This window comes from Phenylobacterium sp., assembly GCF_024508875.1.
In the GTDB taxonomy this organism is placed as follows: Bacteria; Pseudomonadota; Alphaproteobacteria; order Caulobacterales; family Caulobacteraceae; genus Phenylobacterium.
Genome location: NZ_JANINU010000221.1, coordinates 1 through 26,567 on the forward strand (window position 1 = coordinate 1; position 26,567 = coordinate 26,567).

Here is a 26,567-nt window from a genome sequence, read left to right on the forward strand (position 1 = left end):
CGTTAAGTACGCGCCGACACCCTTAATCGAGTGTTAATCGCATACTCTGAGTCGGAAGGTCGTCGAGCTTAGCCAAACGTGTTTTTCCGCCTTGTCCCCGAGTGGAGACGGGGCGAATCAACAGTAACGCTGCGGCATCTCGACTCGGGGTTGGGCGCGCTCGGGTCAAGGCCGCGAACGCACGCAGAGGTCCTGCCGGCCCCTCGGGCCTACATTAGGCTGTGGATGGACGCCCGAACGCCGAGCTAGCGCGCGACGCCCGAACGCCGAGCTAGCGCGCGACGCCCTGCCGGCTGAGCTCGTCGCCCACCGCGCTCAGCACGGCGGAGGTGACCGCCGCGCGCGTCTGGTCGGCGATCCGCATGGACGCGCGGCTGTCCCTCAGGGCGCTCTCGACCGCCACCCTCGCCTGCTCGGCAGCGACCCGCGCGACTTCGCTCTCGACCCGAGCCTGCTCCGCGGCCACGGCCGACTGTTCCGCCAGCCCCGCCCGCGCATCCGCCTCGGCGCGGCGCTGCTCGGCCATCGCCCGTCGGATCTCCGCCAGGCGGGCCGACCGCTCGCCGGCCCGCACCTCCCAATCCGTCGCGACGCGCTGGCGTTCGACCTGTCGACGCTCCGCCTCTGCGGCGGCGTGGGCCTCGGCCGCGGAGCGGCGCTGGGCCTCGGCCTCGACCGCGGCGGCGTCGGCCCGGCGTCGGGCGGCCTCCACCTCGGCAGGCGCCGGCCCAGTGATCGTCACCCGCCGGGTCTCGATCCGCGCGGGCTGCGCGGCCCAGGCGGCGAGCCCGACGCCGAGGCTCAGCACGCCCACCAGAGCGAGGCCGGCGGTTCGACGCGGACCTGCCGCAGGCGCGGCCTTCAGCATGGCGATGCGATGCTTCATCGGGTGCGCCGAACGTCCCGGCCAGTAGCACGCCAGCGGCGCGGCCATGGGCGCCAGTTGGGTCTTCAGCATCGCCTCGGCGTAGCGCTTCCGCGCGCCGGGGAAACGGGCGATCACCGCCGCGTCGCAGGCCAGTTCCTGGTCCAGCCGCACGTAATGAGCCGCGACGTGTACGAGCGGGTTCAGCCAGAACAGGCACTGCCCCAGAGCCAGCATCGCGTTCGCCAGCGGATCGCCGCGGCGGAAGTGCGCCTGCTCGTGCGCCAACACCACGTCGCGCTCCTCCGGCTCGAACCGCGCCTCGAAATCGGCGGGCACCACGATGCGCGGCCGCAGCGCGCCGACCACCGCCGGGCCGACGCCCCGGGCCTCCGACCGATAGACCCCCGCCTCGCGCCGCAGCGTCCCCAGCGAACGGCCGAAGCTGTACTGGCGCCAGGCCAGCAATCCGAGAGAGAGGAGCGCCCCCAGCGCCCAGGCGCCGACCAGCCACGGGACCGGGTCGAACAGCGGCGCCGCAAGGCTGACCGCCTTGGGGACCAGGGCCGGCGGCGGCAGCGCGGACGCCTGGTTCTCGGCGATGCGGCTGGCCATCGAGCCGGCGGCGATCACGACGCGGCGCGCCGGCAGCAGACTGGCCATCACCGCCAGCGGCGCCAGCGCCCACAACGCGTACGTCACCCGCGGGTCGAACCGCCGGGTCATGACCGGTCGCAGCGCCAGGATCAGGCCGATGGCGGCGGCCGCCACCAGGTTGGCGCGGACCACGAGCAGTAGCAGGTCACTTGCCGTCATCGTCGAGCTCCGCAATCAGGCGCTTCAGGTCCGCAATGTCTTCAGGAGTGAGCCGCTGGCGCTCGGAGAAGTGGCTGACCAGCGGCGCCAGGCGGCCATCGAACAGCCGGTCCAGCAAGCCCTGGCTCTCGGCCTCCACATAGTCGGCGCGGGCCACCAGCGGCCGGTAGAGATAGCGGCGACCGTCCTTCTGGGCGGAGACGGCGTTCTTCTTCAGGAGGCGGCCCAGCAGCGTCTTCAGGGTGGGCTCGGCCCAGCCCTGCGCCTCGCCCACCTCGGCGAAGATCTCCTCCGCGGTGAGCGGCTGACGCCGCCACAACGTTTCCATGACAAGGCTCTCGGCCGCGCTGATCCGCATCGTCTACGCTCGTAATCGATGCGCAATGACTACATTCGTAGTCGACGAGGTCAAGGATAGGCCGGATGAACTTTCGGCAATGTCGGCCTTAGAGGCCCAGCGCCTTCTTCACCTCGCGCCAGTCGACGAGCTTGAAGTTCTGTGCGGCCGGGGCGTTGTCGCCGTCCTGGGCGATCATCAGGCCCTGCGGGAAGATGGGACCGAAGTCCTCCACCGAGATCTCGATGCCGTCGGTTTCGCTGGTCCCGCCCACGCCGGACGGGCCGGCCACGATCCGGAAGCGCCCCCAAAAGCGGCCATCCGACAGGCGGTAGGCGGCATAGGCGGAGTCGCCTTGGCTGGAGACGATCAGGAAGCCGCCGTTCCGACCCCGCGGGGCCAGCGCCAGCCCCTCAGCGTCAGCGAACAGGGTCTTGTTGTCCACCGGCGCGAACATCTTCGGCGCCGCCTTGGACGAAGGGTCGGCGTCCAGCCTCCATACGCCCACGTCCTCTTCCGCCACATAGAGCACGCCGGTGCGATCGTCGGCGACGCAACCCTCGGACTGGGTCCCAAGCTTCACCGTCCGCACCACCTCGAGGCGCGGCGTCGCCATGCTTGTGTCCACCCGCGCCTGCGCGATCGTGCCGTCCTTCATGATAAGGAAGGCGAAGACCGCCTGGTCCGAGGCCCGCCGCCAGAAGCAGAAGCCATAGGCCTCCCCCGGAACCACCGGCTGCACGCCGAGGGGCGCCAGGATGCCCTGGGCGGTGTCCAGCCGGAAGAACGCGACCCTGCCGTGGGCTAAGTCGTTGCGGTCGCTGGCGCCCACCAGCACGCTCCTGTCGCCGGCGATGGCCACGTTACCCCGCAGGTCGACGTTGTTGACCCGCCCGGCCGGGAATTGGGAGCGCACCTTGCCGTCCAAGCCGTAGACGTAGAGCCCGGCCTTCTTGTCCGTCGCCACGATAAGGCTTGCGGCTGGATCCGCCGCATTGCGCCAGATCGCCGGATCGTCGGCGGCGTCCTCGGCCGAAGCGACCACCGCGGTCTCCCGCGCGGCCGGGACAGAGGCGGTCCGCGGCCCGCCCGGGGGCGGCGCGCCGGCGCACCCCGCCAGCGCCGCGGCGAGCAGGAGCGCAGCGCTAGAACGCAAGCTGCACCCCCGTGCGGACCGTGTAGTCGTACCGCTCGCGCTCGATGACCCGGTCCTTCTGGCCGACGAAGATCGTGTAGGGCTCGTCGCCAAGGTTCGCCCCCTCGAGGAAGATCGTGGCCGGGCCGTAGGTGTAGGCGACCCGCGCGTCGATCTGGTCGAAGGCCGCGACATACTGGTCGTCCGCCGACGTCGGGCCGGCCGCCAGCAGGTACTTCGAACGCGCCGACCACGCCAGCCGCGCTTGGAAGCCGGCCTTTTCGTAGAACAGTTGCACCGTGGCCGTCTTGTCCGATTGCAGGGCCAGCGGCAGCTTACCCGTGCGGCCCGGAACACCGGTGGCCTCAGCATCGATGAGGGTGACGTTCGCCGATACGCCCAGGCCATCGAAGGGCGCTGGCAGGAAGGTGAACGGCGTCGAGACGTTCAGCTCAATACCCTTCACCTTGGCTTTGCTGGCGTTCACCGCCTGCGTCACCGCCGACGTGGCCGGCGCGGCCACGCCCGCGAACGTCTCACCCGCGTTCGGCCGGCGCACCGCTGAGAAGATCGGGTCGTCGATGTCCTTGTAGAACACGCTTGCGGAGATGACCCCGTGGTCGGGCAGGTAATATTCGACCGCCGCATCCAGATTGATGCTCTTCAGCGGGTCGAGATCCGGATTGCCCAGGGCCACTGTGCCCGTACCCGTAGCATCGACCGACACGTACGGGGCGAGGTCGGCGAAGTTCGGCCTGCCGATCGATGTAGTGACCGCGCCGCGCAGTATCAGGTCGTCGCTAGCGTCGTACCGCACGTTCACGCCTGGGAAGATGTCGGTGTAGCCGAAGTCGCCCTTGACGTTGAAGGGCTGGGTCACCGTCGAGGCCGCCGTGACCGACTTGGCCTTGTAGTCGCCTTCGGTGCGCTCGATGCGCACCCCGGGGATCACCGTCCACGGACCACTCTTCAGCGTCGCCATGGCGTAGGCGGCGTAGACTTTTTCGCTGGCCTCGTAGTCGTTCACGAGGCTGTTGCCGACCGATCCCGCCGCATTGAGCTTTAAGAGGCCAGGGTTCGCCGTCACCATCGCTTGGAAGGCGTCGTAGTTCACGCGCGGCCCAAGCGAGTAGCGGCCGCCGAAGATCGCGACCGGGGTGGTCAGGGCCGCCGCGGCGAGCGTCGGGGCCGGCGTGCCGCCCGTGTAAGTCTCGAAGTCACGGTTGTTCGTCTTGTCGCGGTCCAGCAGTTTGACGCCGACCTTCAGCGACGAGTCATCGCCGAACCTGGCAAAGGGGATCACCAGGTCGGCGCGCGCCTGCAGCAGTTCATCGACGGCTTTGCGGTGGTCGTAGTTGACGCTGTTGAACGAGGTGTAGGTCGCCGGGTCGAAGAAGTTGGCGCTAGGCGTGAAGACGTAGAGCGGGCTGGAGACGTCGTAGGCGACGGTCAGCGCCGTGCCACTCGTACGGAACTGCACCTCCGAACGCAGCGGATCCAGTTTCTCGGCCCGGCTGTACCCGACCTCCGCCGTCAGTTCGCCCACCGACGTCTTGAAGCGGCCGCCCAAAAGCGCGGTCTTGGTCTCGTCATCTTCGCGGCGCGACCGCACATAGGCGATGCCGCGGCCCCGGAAGGAGCCGCTCGTCGCGGTCTGGCCCGTGTACGATGACGGGTTGTCGATCCGGAAGCGATCGCGCGTCTCGTTGTCGGAGAACTTGGAGTACAGGGTGCGCAGGTAGAGCTGCACCTCATCCGACGGGCGCCAGTCGAAATTGGCCGTCAGCCCGCGCCGCTTGCGGACGAGATTGTAATCGCGCAGCTCCTCCAGGCTCGGGACGGTGAACCCATTCACGACGGAAAAGCTGGGCCCGCTGGCGCCGAAGTTCTCGGACTCGATCGGCCGCTTCGAATAGTTGCCCGAGACCACCACGCCAAAGTGGCCGTCCGCCAGTTGCGCGCCGGCCGTCAGGTCCCCCTCGTAGGGATGCTTGCCGTTCATCTCGAACCGGCCGTAGGCGGCCCGAGCGTAGACGAAGGGCTTGGTTCGGTCGAAGGCGCTCAACGTGCCGATGTCAACTTGGCCCGCGATGGCGTTGGCGTCACGGTCAGGCGTCAGCGTCTTGACCACCTCGACCTTGCCGATGAGCGACGACGGCACGTCGTCCAGCTTCACCTGCCGTCCTTCGGGCTCTGGCACGGCTGCCGTGGCGCCGTTGATCGTGACGTTCAGCAGGTTCGGATTGACGCCCCTGACGATCACGTAGCGGCCCTCGCCCTGGTCGTTGGCGACCGAGACGCCGGGTAGGCGGCGCAGCGCCTCGGCGACGTTCTGGTCAGGCAGCTTTCCCACGTCGGTCGCGTAGAGCGTGTCGACGACGATGTCGGCCTCGCGCTTCGCGTCCACCGCCTTGGCTTCGGCCGCCCGCTGGCTGGTGACCACCAGTTCCTCGACCTCGGCCGCGCCGCCGCCATCGGCTGCGAGCGCGCTCCCGCCCCCGGCCATCGCCAATAGGCCCACGCCAGCCAGCAACACCGTCTTCGTCGTCGTCCGTCGCATATCTGCCCCCACCATCTGCGGGTGGCGGTAAGCGGCTAGGGCGAAGCTTTAGTGACGGCGATGCGAAGGGAGTGTGACACGCGACACCCAACGTCGGCTTACCGACGCAGCGTGGCTTTCAAGTCATGTCGAGCGAAGGCGCTCAGAGGTTCTCGCGCAGCCACTGGGCCGCCTTGGCGACCGGGTTGGCGCGGGGATCCAGGGGCTCGCGGCGCAGCTTCGTGGAGGAGAGCTGCTTGGCGGACACCGCTTCCCGCGGGCCGAAGGCGGCGCGGTGCAGGATGCCGGCGGCGGCGGTGAAGGCCGGACCCGACGCGGCGTCGGCTAGGTGCGGCACGCGGCGCGGACGGCCCAGGCGCACGGGGCGGTCGAACACCCGAACGGCCACTTCGCGCACGCCCGCGAGTTGGCTCGCGCCGCCCGTCAGAACCAGGCCCGCGCCGGGCTCGATCGGGGCGCCCGCCGCCTTCAGGCGGTCGCGCAGCAGTTCCAGGGTCTCTTCCACCCGCGGCGCGATGATGCCCTTCAGCAGGCTGCGCGGCGCCACGACCGGGCCGGCGCCGGGGTCGTCGCCACGCGGCGGGGCCTCGATCATCTCGCGGTCCTCATTGGCCGAGGCGATGGCCGAGCCGTGCAGCGTCTTGATCCGCTCGGCGCCGGCGATGGACGTCGACAGGCCGCGGGCGATGTCCTGGGTCACGTGGTGGCCGCCCACCGGCACGGTCTCGACATGCACCAGCGAGCCGCCGCGGAACACCGAGGCCGAGGTCGAGCCGCCGCCCATGTCGATGCAGACGCTGCCAAGGTCCATCTCGTCCTCTTCGAGGGAGGCGAGCGCGGAGACGAACGGCGCGGCGACCACGCCTTCGAGCTGCAGGTGGGCGCGCTCGACGCAGGCGCCCAGGGTGTTGAAAACCGTCTCGGCCACCGAGACGACCAGCAGCTCGACGCCGAGCGTCTTGCCGAACATCGCGCGCGGATCGCGCACCCCGCCCTGGCCATCGACGGCCCAGGCCACCGGCAGGATGTGGATCGCGCGGCGACCGGGCAGCTTGATCTGGGCCAGGGCGTTCTGGATCGCGCGGACGAGGTCGTTGTCGCCGATGGGCCGGGCCCCGATGGAGACGCGGCCCTGCACGCGCGACGAGCTCAGCAGCCCCCCGGCGGTGGCGATCGTCACGCCCTGCACGTTCACGCCGGCCACGTTCTCCGCCCGCTCCACCGCCTGGGCGATGGCCTCGGACGCCTCGTCGAGGTTGACGATCGCCCCGCCGCGCACGCCCCGCGACTGGACGTAGCCGACGCCGCAGGTCGTCAAGGTGCGGTCGCCGCGCCTGACACCGTCCGGCTTCATGATGAAGCAGGCCACCTTGGCCGCGCCGAGATCGACCGCCGCGACGATCTTCGGCGGCGCGAGCGCGGCCTTAAGGCCGTCACGCCCGTTCTTGGGCTCGGCCTTCTTCGCGGGCTTGGCGTCGGGACGTTCGGCGGTCTTCAGCATGGCGGCTCGGGATCTGGGTTAGACGCCCTCGGTGGGCGTGGCGGCGGCGGCGGTGGTGGTCGTGGCGTCGGGTGTCGGCTGCGGGGCGCGCGGACGCACGGCGATGGTGTCGGGGTTGCGCAGGTCGATGCGCTCGAAGCCGAGCTCCAGGATGCGCGAGCGCAGGTCGAGCTGCTCAAGCTGCATCAGCGCCTGCTCCTCGTCGACGGCCGGAAGCTGGATAAGAGCACCGTCCTTCATGCGAAGGTCCCAGCGGCGGTCGTCGACACGTACGAGGGCTTCCATGCGGGCCATCAGCTTCGGACGCTGCGCCAGGACGGGCAGGATCTCACCGGCGTGCTGGGCGCCGCCCGCACCAACCACAAGCGGCAGCGTGTTGAATCGGCCGGGATCCGCTTCGGGGATCGGTTCGCCCTTGTCGTCGATCACGACGCTGCGGCCGTCATGCTGCCACACCGCGAGCTGGCGGCGTTCCTTGACTGCGATGACCAGGGTGTCGGGCAGCAGGCGCACGACGTGCGCTTCCTTGACCCAGCCCACCTTCTCTACGCGCTCGCGCAGGGCGTTCAGGTCCATGGCGAGCAGCGGGTCGTCCTTGTGGACCGCGGCGGCGCGGATGATGTCGGCGGTCGCCATGGCCGAGGCGCCCTGCACATGCACGGCCCGGAGGCGGAAGCCCGCCTCGCCGAACTTGCCGTCGATCCCGGCGCCAACGGCGCTGGCGATCCGCTCGCCGCGCCCGCCCGTGGCCAGGGTCACGCCCAGCGCCAGCGTCAGCACTCCACCGGCGATCATCAGGATATGTCTTGGGGTCAGGCGCGGGGCGCTTCCGCCGCCCTCCGCCTTCGCCTGTTGGCGTTTGGCCTGAGGACTAGCGGGCCCCTTGGCCCGAGGTTTCGCTGCGACTCGCGATCCCCCCCGCACCGGCGCGGGCATAAGCGTCCTCCGTAATCCAAAGCACCAGGCGGTCGAAGTCCACCCCGCCCGCCGCGGCCTGCTCTGGAACGAGAGACGTGGGCGTCATCCCCGGCTGGGTGTTCACCTCCAAGAGGACCAAAACATCGTTAATGTCGTCATAACGTAGGTCCGACCGGGTAACACCTCGGCAACCGAGCGCCGCATGGGCCATCTCGGAGAGTTTCTTCGCCTTTTCGGCGACATGCGACGGGATTCGAGCCGGCACGATGTGCTCCGAGCCTCCCTCTCCGTACTTGGCCTCATAGTCGTAGAAGGCGGTCTTCGGCACGATTTCGGTAACGGTCATGGCCTTGCCGTCCATGACGCCCACGGCGAGCTCCATCCCGCGGATGTAGGGCTCGACCATCACCTCCTCGCCGAAGGTCCACGAGGGGGCCACCACCTCCTGCGGCGGGCGATTGGCGCCGTCGTGGACGATGAAGACACCGACCGACGAGCCTTCGGCGTTCGGCTTCACGACGTAGGGCGGCGGCAGGACGTGGTCGGCGGCCACCGCGAATCGGTTGAACAGCCCGCCGCCCGGCACGGCGACGCCTGCCGCGGCGAGCACGGCCTTGGCCTTGGCCTTGTCCATGGCCAGCGCCGACGCCAGCACCCCGCAGTGGGTGTAGGGGATGGCCAGCGTCTCCAGCACGCCCTGGACTGCGCCGTCCTCGCCCCACTCGCCGTGCAGCGCGTTGAAGCAGACGTCCGGCTTCAGGGACGTCAGCACCTGGGCGATGTCGCGGCCGGCGTCCACGCGGCTGACCCTGGCGCCCAGGCGCTCCAGGGCGTCGGCGCAGGCCTTGCCGGAAACAAGGCTCACCTCTCGCTCGGAAGAAATCCCCCCCATGAGGACGGCGACGTGATGTCCGGCGAGGGAAGCGGTCATGGGCGACTCGGAGAAGGTGGAGGAAACCTCCTGCCGGGTGGCGGACGCACGGGCGTGGGTCAAGTCAGCTTTCGGTGCAGCCGCGATGCAGCCCAGAACAGGACCGCCAGCCCGCATCCGGCGGCGATGCCCGCCATCAGGTCGTGGACCACTGTCAGGCCGAAGGTCGCCAGCAGCACCGCCGCGGCGCGCCAGTCGCCCAGGAGGCTCAGGAACTCCCGCCGCTCGGCCATGTTCCAGGCCACGACCACCAGCAGCCCGGCCAGCGCCGCGAGCGGCACGTAGCTGGCGAGCGGGGCGGCCACCAGCATGAACGTCATCAGGAACACGGCGTGCAGGACGCCGGCCACCGGGCTGCGCGCGCCCGCACGGATGTTCGTGGCCGTCCGAGCGATGGTGCCCGTCACCGCCATGCCGCCGAACAGCGCCGAGCCGATATTGGCCAGCCCCTGCGCCACCAGCTCCATGTTCGAGCGGTGCACCCGCCCGGTCATGCTGTCGGCCACCTTCGCGGACAGCAGGCTCTCCAGGCCGCCCAGCAGCGTGAACGACAGCGCCGACGGCAGCAGCGCGAGCAGCATGTCCGGCGAGACCTGGGGAATATGTGGGGCGGGCAGGCCGCGCGGGATGCCGCCGAAGCGGCTGCCGATGGTCTCCACCGGCAGGTGCAGAAGGCTTGAGACCAGGGTGGCGGCGACCACGGCGAACAGCATGCCCGGCCACGTGGGACGCCAGCGGCGGATCAGCATGATCATGGCGGCCACGCCGAGACCGAGGGCGAGCGCCGCCGGGTTGAGGGTCGGCGCCGCGTGCGACAGGGCCGCGAGCTTGGGCAGAACCGGTCCCGGCTCGGCGCCCGCGAGCTTGAGCCCGGCGAGATCCTTGATCTGGCTCGCGAAGATCGTCACCGCGATGCCGCAGGTGAAGCCGACCGTCACCGCGTGCGGGATATGCCGGATGAAGCGGCCGAGGCGCAGCGCGCCGACCAGCGCCAACATCAGGCCCGACATCACGACTGTGACCGCCAGGCCCTGGACGCCGAACTTAGCCACGGTCGCCGAGACCAGGACGATGAACGCGCCGGCCGGTCCGCCGATCTGGAAGCGGCTGCCGCCCAGGGCCGAGACAAGGAAACCGCCCACGATTGCGGTGTAGAGGCCCTGCGCCGGCGAGACGCCCGAGGCGACGGCGATCGCCATGGACAGCGGCAGCGCCAGGATCGCGACCGTGAGTCCGGCCATGGCGTCGCGCCGGAAATCGCCCAGCCCGTAGCCCTCGGCCAGCGTCGTGAAGAGCTTGGGCCGGTAAAGGTGCGCCGTCGTGATTCCGTTCGGCATGGGTATCCGTCGCGTAGTCGACGCACTCTAGCCTTGATCGACCTCAAACCGCACGCGCGACGTCGTCGCAGCGACTGTCCCTAAGGCTTGGGCGCGGCGGTTCGGAAATCGACGTCGGAATTGGCGACCGTGTAGAGGAAGGCTGCCCAGACGGCGACGTTCTGCGCCAGTTCCGCCGGATCGATCTTGTCGAGGGTGTCGTCGGCCGAGTGGTGCAGGTCGAAGTATCGGTTCATATCCTGGTTGAAGTCCACGAACGGGGCGCCGGCCGAGATGATACCCGAGATGTCGGCTCCGCCCTCGGCGGGTGCGGCGCGGCTGACCGCCACCTTCAGCTTGGGCAATGCGCTCTTGAAGGCGACCATCGCCGCATGGTCGGCGCCCGCCTTCGGCAGGCTGACGCTCCAGATCCGGCCGGCGCCGCCATCGCTCTCGCCAGCGACCACGATCTTGCCGACCTCGTCCCGATGCGCGGCGAGATAGGCGCCCGACGAGCCGCCCTGCTCCTCGGAGCCCCACATGACCACCCGGATGGTGCGCTTGGGCTTGCCAGGCTGGGCCGCGAGCTTCGCCGCCGCGGTTGTGATGGCGATGCCGGCGGCGTCGTCGATGGCTCCCGTGCCGGGATCCCAGCTATCGAGGTGGCCGCCGATGACGATCACCTCGTCGGGCTTCTCCTTGCCGCGGATTTCGCCGGAGATGTTCCAGGCGGCGGCGCCCGGATTGGCTGCCGATTGCATGTCCAGCTTCACCATCACAGGTTTGCCCCGCGCGGCCAGCCGCTCGAGCAGCTCGGCGTCGGGCGTCGAGAGCGCGGCCGCGGGGATGCCGCCGGGCGCGCCGCCGCCCGTATGCGGCAGGCGGGTGTCGTCGGTGGAGATCGAGCGGATCAGGTAGCCCACAGCCCCCCGTTTGGCGGCCTCGGGAGCTCCGGCGCGGCGCTGGACGCCGACCGCGCCGTAGCTGGAGCCGTCCTGGGTACGGCCCATGGACTGGGTGACGACGGCAATCTTGCCCTTCAGTGCGCCGGGCGGCTGGTCCAGCATCGCCTGGTAGGTCTTGAAGACCACGATCGGCGCGGTGATCCCGCCGGCGGGCGTGGACGACGAGCCACCCAATCCCAGGATCGACAGCTTGTGCGGCCAGGGGCCCACCACCTCGGCGGACTCCGCGCCGCGGGACCAGGCCGGCGTCGTGAAGGCCTCGACCTTGATGTTCTCGAAGCCCAGCTCCTTGAGCTTGGCCACGCCCCAGTCTCGGGCCCGCTCCATCGCCGGCGAGCCCACCATCCGCGCGCCGACTTCGGAGGTTAGGGACTCGGCGACGTCCCAGGCCGTGCTGTCCGTGAGCGCCCGGTCGCGCACTGCGGCGGCCCCTGCGGCGAGATCGTCCGCGGCGAAGGCGGGTGAGACGGCGGCCAGGGCCGCGGCGAAGGCGAGCGGGGAAAGGATGCGCATGGCCATGCCGGTCCCATCCGGCGGGATTCCCGTCAAGGGCCACTGCTGCCGCCATGGTGTCAGCAGGATGTCGGCAAGTTCGGCAGGCGCAAAAGGAGACGCCATGCCTGTTCCGACCGCTCTCGACGCCCTGCCCCGCCCGCCTTGCGCGGAGACGCTGGGCTGGGAGGTGGTCGAGGCCCGCCCGGCCGACGGCTGGATCCGAATCCGCTTCGAGGGCCGGCCCGAGTTCACCAATCCGGCGGGCTTCATCCAGGGCGGGTTCCTGGCTGCGATGCTGGACGACACCATGGGCCCGGCGATGTTCGTCTATTCCGAGGGTCGCCTGTTCACCCCGACGATCGAGATGCACGTGAGCTTCCTGGCCCCCGCGCGGCCGGGGCCGCTCTACGGCGAAGGCCAGGTGGTGCAGGCCGGCAAGAGCATCGCTTTTCTTGAAGGCAAGCTGATGGACCTGTCAGGGACGGTGATCGCGCGGGCGACCGCGAGCGCCCGGCTGGTGCCTAGCGAGAAGGCGCTCGCGGCGTGACCCCTCCGGCTGCGCCTCGCGGGAGAGGCGGCTACAACCGCTCGATCAGCGCACCCTCGGCGTCGAACACGAAGGCGTCCGGCGTGCGCAGGCTGCGCCAGAGGTCGTGGGCGTCGCAGTTCGCGAGCTTCGCCACGTAGTAGCTCAGCACCGTCCCGTGCGTGACGGCCACCATCGGCCGGGTCTTGTGACGCTCCAGGGCCGCGGCCAGGCGCTCGCAGGCCTGCTCGGCGCTCTCGCCCCCGGGCGCCGGCGCGTGGGGATGGGCGAAGATCTGGGCGATGTTGGCCTGGAACTCGGCCTCGGTGCCGAACGAAGCCTGCGGCCGCTTGTGCTCGCCCAGGCCATGCTCGACCTCGACGGCCAGGCCCAGACGCTGACCGATGATCTCGGCCGTCTGCAACGCCTTGGGCTCGGGGCTGGAGATGGCCGCCTTGATCCCGAGACGGGTCAGCTTTGCGGCCAGCGCAGTCACGGCGTCACGCCCCTCTGGACACAGGCCCCACTGTGGCGGCGGGATATCGGGGTCGATCACCGGCCGCCCATGCCGCACCAGGATGAGGGCCGGCGCGATCATGCAGGCCGCCCGATCCGCTTGATCTCCCAGTGGAGATCGATGCCCGTCTTCGCCTTCACATCGGCGCGGACCGCCTCGCCCAGGCCCTCGAGATCCGCGGCCGTCGCCTCGCCCGTGTTGATCATGAAGTTCGAGTGCAGGGTCGAGAACATCGCCCCACCATACGGCTTTCCGCGCCAGCCCGCCTCATCAACAAGTTTCCAGGAGGAGTGCCCCGGCGGGTTCTTGAAGGTTGAGCCGCCGGTCTTCTCGCGGATGGGCTGGGTGGTCTCGCGGCGTTGGGTGATCTCGTCGATCCGGGCCTGGACCGCCTGCGGATCGTCCGGCCGTCCCTGGTAGGTCGCCTCGACCCAGATGATGTCGGCCGGCGCCTCGGAGTGGCGATAGGTGTAGCCGAAGTCCGCCAAGGCGAGGTCCCTGCGGGTCCCGGAGCGGTCGTAGCCCCAGGCCGACACCAGCACGTCCTTAGTTTCGGAACCGTAGCAGCCGGCGTTCATGGTCAGCGCCCCGCCGACCGAGCCCGGGATGCCGGCGTAGAACTCCAGCCCCGCGATCCCAGCCTTGGCCGCCGCGCGCGCCACGGCCGCGTCCAGCGCCGCCGAACCCGCGGTGATCCGCTGGGTCGCACTGTCGGCCTCGACCGTCCCGAACGCCCGACCGGCCAGCCGGATCACCACGCCCTCGACCCCGCCGTCGCGGATGATGACGTTGGAACCCACCCCCAGGATGGTCACCGGCACGCTGGCCGGCAGCGCCTTCAGGAAGTCGCGCAGGTCCTCGTGGTCGGCCGGCAGGAACAGCGCCTCGGCCGCCCCGCCCACCCGGAACCAGGTGAACGGCCCCAGCGGCTCGTCCCGCAGCAGCTTGCCGCGGACGGGCGGCAGGTCGTCGCGCCAATCGGTCACGTGCCGAGAGATTCCAGCTCGCCGGGCAGCGCATAGGCCCAGTTCGTGATGTCGCCCGCGCCCAGCAGGACGACCAGGTCTCCCGGCCCGGTCTCGGCCTTCACCAGTCCCGCCAGTTCGGCCGGCGAGCCTAGCGTCAGTGCGCGCCGGTGGCCGTAGCGGCGCAGGCCGTCGACGAGCGCGTCCTTGCTGACCCCTTCGATCGGCTGCTCGCCCGCGGCGTAGACATCGGCCACCAGCACCACGTCGGCGTCGGCGAAACAGGCGCTGAACTCGTCGAACAGGTCGCGCAGGCGCGTGTAGCGGTGCGGCTGGACCACGGCCACGACCTTGCCCTCGGTGACCGCTCGGGCCGCCTTCAGCACCGAGGCGATCTCGACCGGGTGGTGGCCGTAGTCGTCGACGACGCGCACGCCGCCCGCCACCCCCGTGGTGGTGAAGCGCCGCTTCACCCCGCCGAACTCGGCCAGGCCCTTTCGGATCGCCGCCTCGTCCAGCCCCAGCTCGCGCGCGACGGCGATCGCCGCGAGGGAGTTCAGCACGTTGTGGTGCCCCGCCATCGGCAGGTGCAGCCCCTCGAAGCGCATCGGCGCGGCGTCGTGCGGCCGGATCACGGCGTCGTAGCGCGCCCCGTCAGGCCCCATGGTGATGTTCTCGGCCCGCACCTCGGCCTGCGGGTTGACGCCGTAGGTCACGAGGCGCCGGTTTTCGACGCGCGCGGCCATGGCCTGGACCTCGGCGTGGTCGGTGCAGATGGCGGCGAAGCCGTAGAACGGGATGTTCTCGACGAAGTCCCGGAACGCCTTCTTCACGGCCTCGAACTCGCCGTAGTGGTCCAGGTGCTCGGGATCGATGTTGGTGACGACCGCGCAGGTGGACTTGAGCTTCAGGAACGTGCCGTCGCTCTCGTCGGCCTCCACGACGATCCAGTCGCCCGAGCCGACCTTGGCGTTGGTGCCGTAGGCGTTGATGATGCCACCGTTCACCACCGTGGGGTCCAGGCCTCCCGCGTCCAGCAGCGAGGCGATCATCGACGTGGTCGTGGTCTTGCCGTGGGTGCCGCCCACCGCGACGGAGAACTGGAGCCTCATCAGCTCGGCCAGCATCTCGGCCCGGCGCACCAGCGGCAGACGCCGTTCACGCGCGGCCACCATCTCGGGATTGTCAGCCTTTACCGCGGTCGAATAGACGACGGCGTAGGCGCCCTCGACGTTGGCCGGGTCATGGCCGACGAAAATCTTCGCGCCCAGCTTCTCCAGCCGCTCGGTGTTGGCGCTGGCCTTGGCGTCCGAGCCCTGCACCGTATAGCCGGTGCGCATCATGATCTCGGCGATGCCGCTCATGCCGATGCCGCCGATGCCGATGAAGTGCACGGGGCCGATTTCGAAGGGGACTGGGCGTCGCGTCATTCCGCAGTCCTAGGACGCTTCCCCGGGAGACGGAAGAGGCGCCCCTAACGCCGCGCGGCGCCCTCGACCACATCGGCCAACCGCTCAGCGGCGTCCGGCATGGCGACGCTGCGCGACGCCGCGGCCATGCGGGCCAGACGGTCGGGATTGTTGAGCAGGACGGTCAGCGCCTTCGCCAGGCTCTCCACCGTGAGCTGGGCCTCGCGGGCGATTTCGGCGCCGCCAGCGTCGGCTAGCAGCTTGGCGTTCTGGCCCTGGTCGTCATCGATGGCGATGGCCAGCGGCACCAGGATGGCCGGCTTCCCCGCCACCGCGAACTCGCAGACCGTTCCCGCGCCCGAGCGGCCGATCACCAGGTGGGCGTCGCGCAGGCGGCTGGCGATGTCGCGGAAGAAGGGCGCGATCTCGGCGTCGACGAGCGCATCGCGGTAGGCGCGGCGAGCCGTGTTCATGCTCTCGGCGCGGGTCTGCTGCTGGACGATCAGCCGCTTGCGCAGGTCTTCGGGCAGCGCCTTGACGGCCTCGGGGACAAGTTCGGACAGGAGACGCGCGCCCTGGCTGCCGCCGGTGACCAGCAGGCGCACCGGGCCGTTCGGCTCGGGCGGGATGTAGGGGATCTCGGCCAGCGCCCGGATCGGCGGCCGAACCGGATTGCCCACCACGCGGGCCCGCTCGGCGACGCCCTTAGGGGCCTTCTTCAGCGTCGGGAAGGCGCAGGCGATCGTGCCGATGTGCGGGGCCAGGAACCGGTTCGCCCGGCCCATCACCGCGTTCTGTTCATGGATCACGGTCGGGCGGCGGTCGAGAATCGCCGCCACCAGCGCGGGCGCCGACGGATAGCCGCCGAAGCCGACCACCACGTTCGGGTTGATCTCCCGGAACACCGATCGCGCCTGCATGGCGCCCCGTAGGACAGCGACGCCCGCCCGCATCATCCCGATCGGGTCCCCCGGCTTGAACGTGGCCGCCGACAGGCCGATCCGCCGCTCCGCCGGGAAGTCCTGGGCCAGGCCCGCCACGCGCTCGTCCGACGCCAGCACGATCCCCCAGCCGCGGGCGATCAGCGCCTCGGCCAGCGCCTGGGCGGGGAACAGGTGGCCCCCGGTACCCCCGGCGGCGACGACGGCGATCCGGCGCGTCATGCGAACGCGCCCGCCTTGGCTAGGCCCTCGGTCTGGGTGTAGGCGCCCGGCCGGCGGCGAGTGAGCGCCAGAGCCAGGCCCATGGTCAGGCCCATGGCCAGCATCGACGAGCCGCCATAGCTGATGAACGGCAGGGTCATGCCCTTGGTCGGGATAAGGTTGAGGTTCACGGCCACGTTGATGATCGCCTGCTGGCCCACGAGCACAAAGAGGCCCGCCGCGGCCACCTGCTCGAACGGGTCGCTCAGCTTCATGGCGCGATAGAGGCCGCGCACCACGACGAACGCGAACAGCGAGATCAGCAGCAGGCTGAAGATCAGGCCGTATTCCTCGGCGCCGACGGAATAGATGAAGTCGGTGTGCAGGTCGGGCACGTGGCGCTTCATCACCCCCTCGCCGGGGCCGCGGCCGAAGAAGCCGCCGGCGGCGATGGCCTCCGACGCGCGGTCGACCTGGTGGGTGTCGGCCTTGTCGGGGCTGAGGAACCGGTCGACCCGGCTCTGAACGTGCGGGAACAGGAAGTAGGTGGAACTGAGCCCCGCTACCGCCGTGGCCCCTAGCAGCATCACCCAGCTCATCGGCACGCCGGCCATCCAGAAGGCGGCGCCGAAGGCGATGGTGATCAGCACCGTCTGGCCGACGTCGGGCTGGATCAGCAACAGGCCCACCGAGACGGCGTAGAGCGCGAAGGCAATGGAGACGCCGGGCACCCCCTGCCCCTTCTGGCCCTCGGCGAACATCCAGGCGACGAGGATGATCAGCGCCGGCTTCATGTATTCCGACGGCTGGAACGTGAAGCCGCCGAACTCGAGCCAGCGCGTGGCGCCCTTTGCGTTGTGACCGATGAACGGTAGCGCCACCATGACGGCGATGGCGCAAAGCCAGATGAAGAACGAGGCGCGGCGAACGCCCTTCACGTCCAGCATCGAGACGCCGATCAGGATGACGGCCGAGGCGCCGGCGAAGACGCACTGGCGCACGGCGAAGTGGAACGGGTCGCCGATATTCATCCGCGCCGCGGCCGCCGGGCTGGCGGCGAACGACATCAGCACCCCGATGCCGATCAGCAGGGCGACGACGCCCAGCATCCAGCGGTCGACCGTCCACCACCACACGCCCAGCGGCGTGCGGTCCGACCGGGCGAAGGCGTGCGCGTTGCTCGTGGGTGCGGTCGTCATGCGGCCCCCTCGGGTGTCTTGCCGGCGGCGAGCGCCTTGACGGCGACGCGGAACGCATCGCCCCGCTGTTCGAAATCGGCGAACTGATCGAACGAGGCGCAGGCGGGCGAGAGCAGGACGACAGCGTCCTTGCCCGATGCGGTCGCATCCTTGAACGCCGCCTCTGCGGCCGCGGCGATGGTCCCGCTCTGCACGGCCGGCGCCTTGCCTTCAAGCACCTTGGCGAACGCCGGCGCGGCCTCGCCGACCAGGTAGGCCTTGATCACCCGCGGGAAGAGATCGGCCAGGTCGTCGATGCCATCGGTCTTCGGCCGTCCACCGGCGATCCAATAGACTTTCGGGTAGCTCGACAGGGCCTGGCGCGCGGCGTCGGCATTCGTGGCCTTGCTGTCGTTGACGAAGCGGACCTTGCCCAGCGTTGCGATGGTCTCCATCCGATGGGCCAGGCCCGGGAAGGTCATCAGCGCGCGGGCGATGGTGGCCGGGTCGATCCCCAGCCCCTTTGCCGCGGCGTAGGCGGCGGCTGCGTTCTGCCAGTTGTGGCGACCCGGCAATGAGCGGGCCTGCTTGAGGTCGGTGACCTCGCTCGCGCGTTCCCCGGCCGCATCGTAGAGCAGGCCATCCAGGGCGTAGACGCCCCGGCTCATGGCCTTGCTGGCCGAGATCGGCACGATCGTGCGGCGGTTGGCGGCGGTGATCTCGGTGCAGATTCGCTGACCCCAGGCGTCGTCCACACCGATCACGGCGGTATCGCCCTTGCCCTGGTTGGCGAGGATTCGGCGCTTGGCCGCGACATAGCCCTCCATGTCGCCGTGCCGCTCCAGATGGTCGGGCGAGATGTTCAGGATCACGCTGACATCGGCATGAAGGCTGGACGTCAGGTCGAGCTGGTAGGACGACAGCTCCAGCACATAGACCGCGCCGCCGTGCATGTCGTCGAGGCTGAGGACGCCGGTGCCGATGTTGCCGCCCACGCGGGTGTCGCGGCCCGCCTCCGCACAGATGTGGCCGATCAGGGCGGTGGTGGTCGACTTGCCGTTGGTGCCGGTAATAGCGACGATCTTCGGCCGCTTGTGCTCGGGCGCGGCGTTGACGGTGCGGGCGAAGAGCTCGATGTCGCCCAGGATCTCGACGCCTGTGGCCTTGGCCTGCTCCACCGTCCAGTGCGGCTTGGGGTGCGTCAGCGGCACCCCGGGCGAGAGCATCAGGGCTGCGAACTGCGACCAGTCGGCGGTGGTGAGGTCGGTCACCTCGAAGCCTTCGCCTACCGCCGCCTCGCGCGTGGCCGGCTTGTCGTCCCACAGCGCCACCTTGGCGCCGCCGGCCATCAGGGCGCGCGCCGCGGCAAGGCCCGTGCGGGCCAGGCCGAACACGGCGACGGTCTTCCCCTCAAAGCCGCGGACCGGGATCATGACAAGCGAGCGGCCTCCCTACCTGAGCTTCAGGGTGGCGAGACCGACCAGGGCCAGCATCACCGCCACGATCCAGAAGCGGATCACGACCGTGCTCTCCGACCAGCCCAGCTTCTCGAAATGGTGGTGCACCGGCGCCATGCGGAACACGCGCTTCCCCGTCAGCCTGAACGAGGTCACCTGCACCACGACCGACAACAGTTCGGCGACGAACAGGCCGCCGATGATCGCCAGGACGATTTCGTGCCGCGTCGCCACGGCGATAGTCCCCAGGGCGCCGCCCAGGGCGAGCGAACCGGTGTCGCCCATGAAGATCTTGGCGGGCGGGGCGTTGTACCAGAGGAAGCCGAGGCCCGAGCCGATCAGGGCCCCGCAGAACACCGCCAGCTCGCCGACGCCCGGCACGAAGTGGAGTTGCAGGTAGTTCGAGAAGACGTAGTTGCCGACGATGTAGGCGATCAGGCCGTAGGCGGCGGCGGCGATCATGACGGGCACCGTCGCCAGGCCGTCCAGGCCGTCGGTGAAGTTCACGGCGTTGGCGGCGCCCACGATCACGAAGGCGCCGAAGAACAGGTAGCCCCAGGACAGGTCGAGGAAGAGCTGCTTGAAGATCGGGAAGGTGACGGCGGTCAGCAGTTCCGGACTCTCGGGCGGCTTGGCGGCGAACAGGATGATCAGCGCGATCGCCGCCATGGCGATGCCGGCTTCCAGCACCAAGCGGACTCGCCCGGAGATGCCCGCCGTCGTCTGTTTAGTGACCTTGGAATAGTCGTCCAGGAAGCCCAGCAGGCCGTAGCCGCCGGTGACGATGAGCACCGCCCACACATAGACGTTGGACAGGTCGGCCCACAGCAGCGTGCCCGCGAACAGCCCCGCCAGGATCATGACCCCGCCCATGGTGGGGGTGCCGGCCTTCTCGATCACGTGCCGCTCGATGCCCTCGGCGCGGATCGGCTGGCCCTTGCCCTGCCTGGCCTTCATCCAGCGGATGAACCGCGAGCCCAGCGCCACGACCACGAGCTGGGCCGTGAAGATCGCCAGGCCCGTGCGGAAGGTCTGGTACTTGAGGAGGTTCAGGATCGGCACATAGCCGGACGACGCGAAGGTCAAGTAGAGCCAGTAGAACATCAGCCGGCCTCCCCAAGGCCCGTATCGCCGGCGCCGAGCGCGAGGAGCGACTGGGCGATCAGCCCCGCCTTCGACCCGTTCGACCCCTTCACCATCACCACGTCGCCGGCCTCGACGGCCTGTGCGAGCTGCGGCGCGAGGGCGGCAGCATTCTCGGCGTAGCCGCCTCGCCGAGTCGGCGGAAGGGCGTCCCAGAGGGATTTCATCAGAGGACCGGCGCAGAAGACGAGGTCGATTGACGCAGCCTCGAGCGGCGCGGCCAGATCGGCATGGAAGCGGACGGCTTCGGGGCCCAGCTCCAGCATGTCGGTGAGCGCCACGAGCCGCCGGCCCGACGTCGTCCGCGCGCCCAGGGTCTTGATGGCCGACGCCATCGAGATCGGGTTGGCGTTGTAGCTCTCGTCGATCAGCGTAAAGGCGCCGCCCCTCACGACGACCGCACTCTCGGCGCCGCGGCCCGCCAAGGGCTCGAACGAGCCCATCGCCGCCAGGCTCTTGTCCAGGTCGACGTCCAAAGCCTCCAGCATCAACAGCACCGCCATGCTGTTGAGGCCCCAGTGGGCGCCGGTCTGCAAGATCGGGAAGTCCATCGCCTTGCCGTGCAGGCGGGCCTGAACCACGGCGTGGCCGCCCGGAACCTGGAAGTCGATCAGGCGGGCGTCGCAGCCCTCGCCGGTCCCGAACGTGCGGATCGTCGCCCCTGCCTTCAGCGCCTCGGCCTTCAGCAGGTCGAACCAGCGGTTGTCGGCGTTCAGCACGGCCACGCCGCCCGGCTCCAGGCCTTCGAAGATCTCGGCCTTGGCGCGCGCCACGCCCGCCTCGCCGTCGGGGAAATTCTCGGTGTGCACAGGGCCCACGGTCGTCACGACCGCGGCATGCGGCCGGACGAACTTGGTCAGCGGCCTGATCTCGTCGGCGTGGTTCATGCCGACCTCGAACACCGCCCGCTCTGTGGCGGCCGGCATCCGCGCCAGGGTCAGTGGCACGCCGATGTGGTTGTTGTAGCTCTTCACCGACGAGTGCGCCGGCCCGGCCAGGGTCAGGCCGGCCATGATCGCCTGGGTGACGCTGGTCTTACCGACCGAGCCGGTGACCGCGCCCCGGCGCGCCTTGGTCGCCCGCTCGCGCGCCGCCGCACCCAGTTTCTCCAGGGCGAGCAGGACGTCGCCCGTGACCTTCACGAACGGCGCATCGACGTCCTGCGAGACCAGCGCGCCGGCCGCGCCCCTGGCCATGGCCTGGGCGATGAACTCATGGCCGTCGCGCACGCCGGCCAGGGCCACGAACAGGTCGCCGGGTTCGAGGGTGCGGGTGTCGATGGAGACTCCGGTGGCGGTGAACCTTCCGCTCTCCGCCCCGCCCGTCGCCCTCGCAATGTCCGCTGAGGTCCAGAGCGGGTCAGCCATGCACAAGCTCCAGGGCTTTGGCCGTCTCCTGCACGTCATCGAAGGGATGCACGACGCCGCCCACGATCTGCCCCTGCTCGTGCCCCTTGCCAGCCACCACCAGGATGTCGCCATCCTTCAGCATCGCCGCAGCGGCCTGGATGGCCTCGCGGCGGTCGCCGATTTCCTTGGCGCCATTCGCGCCGGCCAGCACCTCGGCGCGAATGGCGGCGGGAACCTCCGAACGGGGGTTGTCGTCGGTGACGATGGCCACGTCGGCGAGCCGTGCGGCGATCTCGCCCATCAGCGGGCGCTTTCCCTTGTCGCGGTCGCCGCCGGCGCCGAACACCACGATGAGCCGGCCGCGGGCGTGGGGCCGCATGGCCTTGAGCACGGTCTCAAGTCCATCCGGCGTGTGGGCGTAGTCCACATAGGCCTCGCCGCCATTCGACCCCGCGCCGACCCGTTGCAGACGTCCCGGCGCACCGGTCAGCCGCTCCAGGCCGGCGAAGGTCTCCTCGAAACTCAGGCCGGCTGCCCGGCACAGCCCCGCCGCCACCAGGGCGTTCGACGCCTGGAACGCCCCGGCCAGCGGCAGGCGCACGTCCCAGGCCTTGCCGTCGGCGCGGATCTTGAGGCGCTGGCCGTCGGGCAGCAGCGTCCGCTCCATCAGCTTCAGCGCCTGTCCCGTCTCGCCCACGCTCATCACGCGCTGGCCCGACACCACCGAGGCGGCGGCGAAGAACGGGAAGGCCTCACTGTCGGCGTTCAGCACCGCCGTCGCGCCCCGGGGCATCAACTGCTCGAACAGGCGCAGCTTCGCCTTCATGTAGGCGTCCATCGTGTGATGGTAGTCGAGGTGGTCCTGCGTCAGGTTCAGGAACCCGGACGCAGCCAGCCGCACGCCGTCCAGCCGGCGCTGGTCGATGCCGTGCGACGACGCCTCCATGGCGAAGTGCGTCACGCCCAGCTGGCTGATCCGCATCAGCAGTTCCGCGACATCGCCCGCGTCCGGCGTGGTCAGGCCGGGCGGCGTGACCTGCAGGTCAGCCTCGCCCGGCTTGGAGACCGTAACACCCAGCGTGCCCATGCTGGCCGAGACGTGGCCCGCGCCGGCGAACATCTGGCGGCAGAAGTTGGCGACCGACGTCTTGCCGTTGGTGCCCGTGACGGCCACGCAGGTCTGCGGCTGGCGGCCCCAGAAGTTGGCCGCCGCCAGGGCGTAGCCGCGGCGCGGGTCGCGGCAGACGACCGTCGGCACGGAGAGGTTCAGGTCCTGGTCGGCGATCACCGCAGCGGCGCCCGCCTCTACGGCCTTGGCGGCGAAGGCCGCACCGTCCGCGTTCGAGCCCGGCAGGGCCGCGAAGAGGAAGCCCGGCTTCACCTTGCGGCTGTCCGCCGTCACGCCGGTGATCTCGGGATCGACGCCCAGATCGCGCTTCACCAGCTTCGTCAGGCGAACGCTCATTGGCCTTCGCCCATCTCTTCGACCGACGCCGGCTCTACCGGAATCGCCTGGCCCAGGTCGGCGCGACGCGGCACGCCGAGGAAAGGCGCGATGCGTTCGATCACCCGGCCCGCGGCCGGCGCGGCCACCCAGCCGCCCGTAGCGTAGCCGGCGCTGTTCGCCGAGGCGTGCGGTTCGTCCAGCAGGATCAGCACGAAGTAGCGCTTGGTGCCCGGTCCGCCCGTCGTGGGGAACACTGCGGCGAACGAGGATACCTGACGAGCGTGGTTATAGCCCCGAATGGCGGGATCGTACTTCTCGCCGGTGCCGGTCTTGCCGCCCACCGACAGGCCGGGAATGTTCGCCGACCGGCCACTGCCGCTCTTGCCCGCCACGTTGGCGCGCATGATGGACAGCATCTGCAGGGACGTGCGCTCGGACATGACCCGAGGACCCGTGACCTTGGCGCCCGGTTCCAGCTTGTGGATCGTCAGCGGGATCAGCGTGCCGCCGTTCAGCACCGCGCCATAAGCCCGCGCCAGCGCCAGAGGCGTGACGTTGATGCCGTGGCCGAACGAGACCGAGGCGATGGCGTCCTGGTCCCACACCTTGGGGGTCAGCGGCCGCGCGGTCTCGATCAGCTCGACCTTGGCCGTCGTCGTCAGGCCCAGCGCCTTGAAGTACCCGCCCATGCGCTGCGGACCGATGGCCTCGGCCAGCTTGGCGGTGCCGATGTTGGACGAGTGCTGGAACACCTCGACCAGGGTCAGGATCTTCCGGGCCGCGTGGTAGTCGTTGATGATCCGGTAGCCCAGGTGGAACGGCGTGCGGGCGTCGAAGGTGCTCTCGGGCGTGGCGACACCCGTGTCGAGCCCGGTCGCGACGGTGAACGTCTTGAAGGTCGACCCCATCTCGTAGACCGTCGCCGCCGCGCGGTTGGTCTGGGCGTAGACGCCGGCCTTGCCGGGCTTGTTGGGATCGAAGGCCGGCCAGCTCGCCATGCCCAGGATCTCGCCGGTCTGGATGTCGGTCACCAGGCCGACCGCGCCCTTCGGCGTGAACTCGGCCACGGCCTTCCACAGCTCGTCCTCCAGCGCGCCCTGCACCCGCAGGTCGATGGAGAGCGGCACCGGGGTCCCGGCGCGCGCAGCGCCGCGGATGTCGTCGTTGAACGCCGCCTCAGCGCCCGAGATGCCCTCGCCGCCGGCGTCGGAGAAACCGACGATGTGCGCCGCCGACGGGCCGAGCGGATAGACGCGGCGCTGCTCGGGCTCGAAGCTGACGCCCGGCAGGCCCAGTTCGTGGACGCGGTTGCGCTCTTCCGGCGTGAGGGCGCCCAGGACGAAGATTCGCCGGTTGCCGCGCAGCGCCCGGTCGAGGCGCTCCGCCTCCAGGTTCGGCAGCGTGCGCAGGAGGCTGCGGCGGGTCTCGGGAACGTCCCAGATCTCGCGCGGGTCGACGTAGAGCCCGTAGTGCAGCAGGTCGGCGGCCAGCAGCATGCCGTTGCGGTCGACGAGGTCCGCCCGGCTGGCGCCCAGGGCCGACAACGCCCCGCCGCCGCGCGCGTCCGAGAACAGCGCCGCGCGCGTCGCGCCGATCGCCAGCGTCAGGAAACCCAGGGAGAACAGCGCCAGCACGAAGAAGATGCGCAGGCGGGTGTCGTCCTCGGCCTTGCCCGAGGCGCGCGCGCGCTCGAAGGCGTGCTCCAGGCCCCAGATGCGCTCGATCAGCCAGCGCGGCAGGCCCGAACGGCCGAAGGCGTGGCTGAGGCTCATCGCGCCGCTCCGGCCGGCGCGGGCGCGGTCTCGGCCACCCGAACAGGGTTGGCCTCGAACGGCGGCGGCGGCGGCACGCCGGGGGTGATGTTCGAGCCATTGACCATGGCCGCGACGGCGGACACGGCCTTGGCCTTCGCCGGCGGACCGGCGCGGGCGAGGTCGATGATCTGGTCGGCCGTCGCCTCGCGATGGATCGTGACCGGCTCCATCTTCAGGTAGGTCACGGACAGCCGCTCGATGCGGCCGGGCTGCTCCAGGTGCGCCACCTCGGCCTGCAGCAGGCGGATGCGCGCCTGCTCGGCCTTGATCTGGCGCTCGACGGTGGCGATCTCGGCGCGTTCGCGGCCGGCGATCGTCTTGGCCAGGTACACGCCCAGGATCAGCGTGACCAGCAGGCCCACGCCGATCAGGTCGACCAGACGGAAGCCCCGGACGCGGCGCGTGAAGACGCTCATGCCGCCTCCTTCCACACCGGCGCATCGGTGCGGATCGCGGCCCGCAACTTGGCGGAGCGCGCGCGAGGATTGGCCTTGGCCTCGGCGTCACCGGCCGACTGGGCGCCGTTGAACAGCAGGCGGAAGCTGGGCTCGGCGCCCTTGGCGGCCGGCGGCGCGTGCCGCGAGCCGGCGGGCGTGCGGCCGGCGCGGACGCCCAGGAAGTTCTTCACGATCCGGTCTTCCAGCGAGTGGAAGGTCACCACCGCCAGCCGACCGCCAGCCTTCAGCACGCGCTCAGCCGACACAAGCCCGGCCTCCAGCTCGGCCAACTCCTCGTTCACCGCGATCCGCAGGCCCTGGAAGGTGCGGGTGGCCGGATGGATCTTGGCGCCGCGGCGCCCGCCCAGCGTCCGCTCGACGAACTCGGCCAACTCCAACGTCCGGGTGAAGGGCTGCTCCTCGCGGCGGCGCACGATCGCGCGGGCGATGCGGCGGCTCTCACGCTCCTCGCCGTAGACGAAGATGATCCGCGCCAGGTCGTCCTGCTCGGCGGTATTCACCAGGTCGGCGGCCGTGGGGCCGGCGTCGCCCATCCGCATGTCCAGCGGCCCGTCCTGCATGAACGAGAAGCCGCGCTCGGCCTGGTCGAGCTGCATCGAGCTCACGCCGAGGTCGAGGGCCACGCCGTCGGCGTGGCCCTCGCCCAGCACTGCGTCCATCTCCGAGAATCGCGCTTCCACCAGGCGGAAGCGGTCGTCCGGAAATCCCGCAGCGAAGCGACGGACCGTAGGGTCGCGGTCAAAGGCCACGACCTTCGCTCCCGTCGCCAGGAAAGCGCGGGTGTAACCGCCCGCGCCGAAGGTGCCGTCCACCACGAGGTCGCCCGGCTTCAGCGCCAGGCTTTCGAGGACCTCGTCCAGGAGGACTGAAACGTGTGGAGCGCCGGTCATGCCGCGCCTCCAAGGCGGGCGGCGCGCTGCTTCACCCGCATTTCCGCCAGCCCGGTGCGCGCCCGCTCGCGGTCGGCAGCCCGCTGCGCCCGATACGCGTCGCGCTCCCAGATCTCGAAGCGATCGCGCAGGCCCACGACGGCGACCCAGTCGGTGATGCCGTACTGCTCGCACAGCCCCTCGGGCAGGGTGATCCGACCGGCGGTATCGAAGGACAGTTTCTGCATCTCACCGAACACGTTGCGCTCGATGGAGTCGCGCAGTTCGTCGCCGAATTCCAGCTCGTCGGCCATCGCGCCGTAGCGATCGAACAGGGCCTGGCCGCCGCCCTCGATGCAGTCCGATCGGATGGAGGGGAACACGAAGACGCCGTCCGCCGGGCCCGAGAGCGCGGCGCGGTATTCCTGCGGCACAACGATGCGCCGCTTCGCGT

General features: G+C 70.2%; 23 protein-coding genes. 1 reads left to right on the forward strand and 22 read right to left on the reverse strand.

Annotated features, from left to right (window positions below):
* Nucleotides 1-271: 271 nt before the first annotated feature.
* From Q0L11_RS15810 to Q0L11_RS15850, 9 genes are all read right to left on the reverse strand, one after another.
* Entirely contained in the window at nt 272-1,681 is a 1,410-nt protein-coding gene (locus Q0L11_RS15810) for a M56 family metallopeptidase (RefSeq protein WP_296598491.1), read from the reverse strand.
* The gene (locus tag Q0L11_RS15815) at nt 1,668-2,039 is read right to left on the reverse strand and encodes a BlaI/MecI/CopY family transcriptional regulator (protein WP_296598492.1); all 372 of its coding nucleotides are present in this window, start codon (nt 2,037-2,039) and stop codon (nt 1,668-1,670) included. Before Q0L11_RS15815 ends, Q0L11_RS15810 begins: the two co-directional genes overlap by 14 nt.
* 88 nt (nt 2,040-2,127) lie before the next feature.
* Nucleotides 2,128-3,174 (reverse strand): phytase, encoded by a 1,047-nt coding sequence (locus Q0L11_RS15820; protein ID WP_296598494.1) that lies wholly within the window; start codon nt 3,172-3,174, stop codon nt 2,128-2,130.
* A complete protein-coding gene (locus Q0L11_RS15825) occupies nt 3,164-5,713 on the reverse strand; it encodes a TonB-dependent receptor (protein WP_296598496.1) in 2,550 nt (849 codons plus the stop codon). Before Q0L11_RS15825 ends, Q0L11_RS15820 begins: the two co-directional genes overlap by 11 nt.
* Before the next feature lie 142 nt (nt 5,714-5,855).
* Complete coding sequence (gene ftsA / locus Q0L11_RS15830; RefSeq protein ID WP_296598497.1) at nt 5,856-7,214, reverse strand: cell division protein FtsA; 1,359 nt, start codon at nt 7,212-7,214, stop codon at nt 5,856-5,858.
* Nucleotides 7,215-7,232: 18 nt separating this feature from the next.
* Entirely contained in the window at nt 7,233-8,150 is a 918-nt protein-coding gene (locus Q0L11_RS15835; protein ID WP_296598498.1) for a cell division protein FtsQ/DivIB, read from the reverse strand.
* On the reverse strand, nt 8,086-9,063 hold the full coding sequence (locus Q0L11_RS15840) for a D-alanine--D-alanine ligase (protein WP_296598500.1): 978 nt from the start codon (nt 9,061-9,063) through the stop codon (nt 8,086-8,088). The genes Q0L11_RS15835 and Q0L11_RS15840 overlap by 65 nt, the downstream gene beginning before the upstream one ends.
* 59 nt (nt 9,064-9,122) lie before the next feature.
* The gene (locus Q0L11_RS15845) at nt 9,123-10,400 is read right to left on the reverse strand and encodes a SulP family inorganic anion transporter (protein ID WP_296598501.1); all 1,278 of its coding nucleotides are present in this window, start codon (nt 10,398-10,400) and stop codon (nt 9,123-9,125) included.
* A gap of 80 nt (nt 10,401-10,480) precedes the next feature.
* Nucleotides 10,481-11,962 (reverse strand): M20/M25/M40 family metallo-hydrolase, encoded by a 1,482-nt coding sequence (locus Q0L11_RS15850; protein ID WP_367183438.1) that lies wholly within the window; start codon nt 11,960-11,962, stop codon nt 10,481-10,483.
* Here Q0L11_RS15850 and Q0L11_RS15855 point away from each other — a divergent pair.
* Nucleotides 11,961-12,386 carry a PaaI family thioesterase gene (locus Q0L11_RS15855; protein ID WP_296598502.1) on the forward strand — a complete coding sequence of 142 codons (426 nt, stop codon included), beginning with the start codon at nt 11,961-11,963 and terminating at the stop codon, nt 12,384-12,386. The two genes, Q0L11_RS15850 and Q0L11_RS15855, sit on opposite strands and share 2 nt — an antisense overlap.
* Nucleotides 12,387-12,417: 31 nt before the next feature.
* Here Q0L11_RS15855 and Q0L11_RS15860 read toward each other — a convergent pair whose 3' ends face one another.
* The 13 genes from Q0L11_RS15860 to Q0L11_RS15920 all read right to left on the reverse strand — a co-directional run.
* Complete coding sequence (locus Q0L11_RS15860; RefSeq protein WP_296598503.1) at nt 12,418-12,963, reverse strand: histidine phosphatase family protein; 546 nt, start codon at nt 12,961-12,963, stop codon at nt 12,418-12,420.
* Nucleotides 12,960-13,868 carry a UDP-N-acetylmuramate dehydrogenase gene (gene murB, locus Q0L11_RS15865; protein ID WP_296598504.1) on the reverse strand — a complete coding sequence of 303 codons (909 nt, stop codon included), beginning with the start codon at nt 13,866-13,868 and terminating at the stop codon, nt 12,960-12,962. The genes Q0L11_RS15860 and murB overlap by 4 nt, the downstream gene beginning before the upstream one ends.
* Nucleotides 13,865-15,277 (reverse strand): UDP-N-acetylmuramate--L-alanine ligase, encoded by a 1,413-nt coding sequence (gene murC / locus Q0L11_RS15870; protein WP_296598505.1) that lies wholly within the window; start codon nt 15,275-15,277, stop codon nt 13,865-13,867. Before murC ends, murB begins: the two co-directional genes overlap by 4 nt.
* A gap of 44 nt (nt 15,278-15,321) precedes the next feature.
* A complete protein-coding gene (murG, locus tag Q0L11_RS15875) occupies nt 15,322-16,419 on the reverse strand; it encodes an undecaprenyldiphospho-muramoylpentapeptide beta-N-acetylglucosaminyltransferase (protein ID WP_296598507.1) in 1,098 nt (365 codons plus the stop codon).
* Nucleotides 16,416-17,597, reverse strand: coding sequence for a putative lipid II flippase FtsW (gene ftsW / locus Q0L11_RS15880; protein ID WP_296598508.1), 1,182 nt, complete (start codon nt 17,595-17,597; stop codon nt 16,416-16,418). Before ftsW ends, murG begins: the two co-directional genes overlap by 4 nt.
* Complete coding sequence (gene murD, locus Q0L11_RS15885) at nt 17,594-19,009, reverse strand: UDP-N-acetylmuramoyl-L-alanine--D-glutamate ligase (protein ID WP_296598509.1); 1,416 nt, start codon at nt 19,007-19,009, stop codon at nt 17,594-17,596. The genes ftsW and murD overlap by 4 nt, the downstream gene beginning before the upstream one ends.
* Before the next feature lie 18 nt (nt 19,010-19,027).
* Nucleotides 19,028-20,137 (reverse strand): phospho-N-acetylmuramoyl-pentapeptide-transferase, encoded by a 1,110-nt coding sequence (mraY, locus tag Q0L11_RS15890; protein ID WP_296598512.1) that lies wholly within the window; start codon nt 20,135-20,137, stop codon nt 19,028-19,030.
* Nucleotides 20,137-21,543 carry a UDP-N-acetylmuramoyl-tripeptide--D-alanyl-D-alanine ligase gene (gene murF, locus Q0L11_RS15895; RefSeq protein ID WP_296598514.1) on the reverse strand — a complete coding sequence of 469 codons (1,407 nt, stop codon included), beginning with the start codon at nt 21,541-21,543 and terminating at the stop codon, nt 20,137-20,139. The genes mraY and murF overlap by 1 nt, the downstream gene beginning before the upstream one ends.
* Nucleotides 21,536-22,990, reverse strand: a complete 1,455-nt coding sequence (locus Q0L11_RS15900) for a UDP-N-acetylmuramoyl-L-alanyl-D-glutamate--2,6-diaminopimelate ligase (protein ID WP_296598515.1) — start codon at nt 22,988-22,990, stop codon at nt 21,536-21,538. Before Q0L11_RS15900 ends, murF begins: the two co-directional genes overlap by 8 nt.
* Nucleotides 22,987-24,744: a penicillin-binding protein 2 gene (locus Q0L11_RS15905; protein WP_296598516.1), complete on the reverse strand. Its 1,758-nt coding sequence runs from the start codon at nt 24,742-24,744 to the stop codon at nt 22,987-22,989. Before Q0L11_RS15905 ends, Q0L11_RS15900 begins: the two co-directional genes overlap by 4 nt.
* Entirely contained in the window at nt 24,741-25,202 is a 462-nt protein-coding gene (locus Q0L11_RS15910; RefSeq protein WP_296598517.1) for a cell division protein, read from the reverse strand. Before Q0L11_RS15910 ends, Q0L11_RS15905 begins: the two co-directional genes overlap by 4 nt.
* Nucleotides 25,199-26,134: a 16S rRNA (cytosine(1402)-N(4))-methyltransferase RsmH gene (gene rsmH / locus Q0L11_RS15915; RefSeq protein ID WP_296598518.1), complete on the reverse strand. Its 936-nt coding sequence runs from the start codon at nt 26,132-26,134 to the stop codon at nt 25,199-25,201. The genes Q0L11_RS15910 and rsmH overlap by 4 nt, the downstream gene beginning before the upstream one ends.
* A partial coding sequence (locus tag Q0L11_RS15920; RefSeq protein ID WP_296598519.1) for a division/cell wall cluster transcriptional repressor MraZ occupies nt 26,131-26,567 on the reverse strand: 437 nt, incomplete at its 5' end. The genes Q0L11_RS15920 and rsmH, both read right to left, overlap by 4 nt.

Excerpts from the sequence above, each read along its gene's own strand:
- Q0L11_RS15810 (WP_296598491.1), bottom strand. The coding sequence starts at position 1,681 with ATGACGGCAAGTGACCTGCTACTGCTCGTGGTCCGCGCCAACCTGGTG.
- Q0L11_RS15815 (WP_296598492.1), bottom strand. The coding sequence starts at position 2,039 with ATGCGGATCAGCGCGGCCGAGAGCCTTGTCATGGAAACGTTGTGGCGG.
- Q0L11_RS15825 (WP_296598496.1), bottom strand. The coding sequence starts at position 5,713 with ATGCGACGGACGACGACGAAGACGGTGTTGCTGGCTGGCGTGGGCCTA.
- ftsA (WP_296598497.1), bottom strand. The coding sequence starts at position 7,214 with ATGCTGAAGACCGCCGAACGTCCCGACGCCAAGCCCGCGAAGAAGGCC.
- Q0L11_RS15835 (WP_296598498.1), bottom strand. The coding sequence starts at position 8,150 with ATGCCCGCGCCGGTGCGGGGGGGATCGCGAGTCGCAGCGAAACCTCGG.
- Q0L11_RS15840 (WP_296598500.1), bottom strand. The coding sequence starts at position 9,063 with ATGACCGCTTCCCTCGCCGGACATCACGTCGCCGTCCTCATGGGGGGG.
- Q0L11_RS15845 (WP_296598501.1), bottom strand. The coding sequence starts at position 10,400 with ATGCCGAACGGAATCACGACGGCGCACCTTTACCGGCCCAAGCTCTTC.
- Q0L11_RS15855 (WP_296598502.1), top strand. The coding sequence starts at position 11,961 with ATGCCTGTTCCGACCGCTCTCGACGCCCTGCCCCGCCCGCCTTGCGCG.
- Q0L11_RS15850 (WP_367183438.1), bottom strand. The coding sequence starts at position 11,962 with ATGGCGTCTCCTTTTGCGCCTGCCGAACTTGCCGACATCCTGCTGACA.
- Q0L11_RS15860 (WP_296598503.1), bottom strand. The coding sequence starts at position 12,963 with ATGATCGCGCCGGCCCTCATCCTGGTGCGGCATGGGCGGCCGGTGATC.
- murC (WP_296598505.1), bottom strand. The coding sequence starts at position 15,277 with ATGACGCGACGCCCAGTCCCCTTCGAAATCGGCCCCGTGCACTTCATC.
- murG (WP_296598507.1), bottom strand. The coding sequence starts at position 16,419 with ATGACGCGCCGGATCGCCGTCGTCGCCGCCGGGGGTACCGGGGGCCAC.
- ftsW (WP_296598508.1), bottom strand. The coding sequence starts at position 17,597 with ATGACGACCGCACCCACGAGCAACGCGCACGCCTTCGCCCGGTCGGAC.
- murD (WP_296598509.1), bottom strand. The coding sequence starts at position 19,009 with ATGATCCCGGTCCGCGGCTTTGAGGGGAAGACCGTCGCCGTGTTCGGC.
- mraY (WP_296598512.1), bottom strand. The coding sequence starts at position 20,137 with ATGTTCTACTGGCTCTACTTGACCTTCGCGTCGTCCGGCTATGTGCCG.
- murF (WP_296598514.1), bottom strand. The coding sequence starts at position 21,543 with ATGGCTGACCCGCTCTGGACCTCAGCGGACATTGCGAGGGCGACGGGC.
- Q0L11_RS15900 (WP_296598515.1), bottom strand. The coding sequence starts at position 22,990 with ATGAGCGTTCGCCTGACGAAGCTGGTGAAGCGCGATCTGGGCGTCGAT.
- Q0L11_RS15905 (WP_296598516.1), bottom strand. The coding sequence starts at position 24,744 with ATGAGCCTCAGCCACGCCTTCGGCCGTTCGGGCCTGCCGCGCTGGCTG.
- Q0L11_RS15910 (WP_296598517.1), bottom strand. The coding sequence starts at position 25,202 with ATGAGCGTCTTCACGCGCCGCGTCCGGGGCTTCCGTCTGGTCGACCTG.
- rsmH (WP_296598518.1), bottom strand. The coding sequence starts at position 26,134 with ATGACCGGCGCTCCACACGTTTCAGTCCTCCTGGACGAGGTCCTCGAA.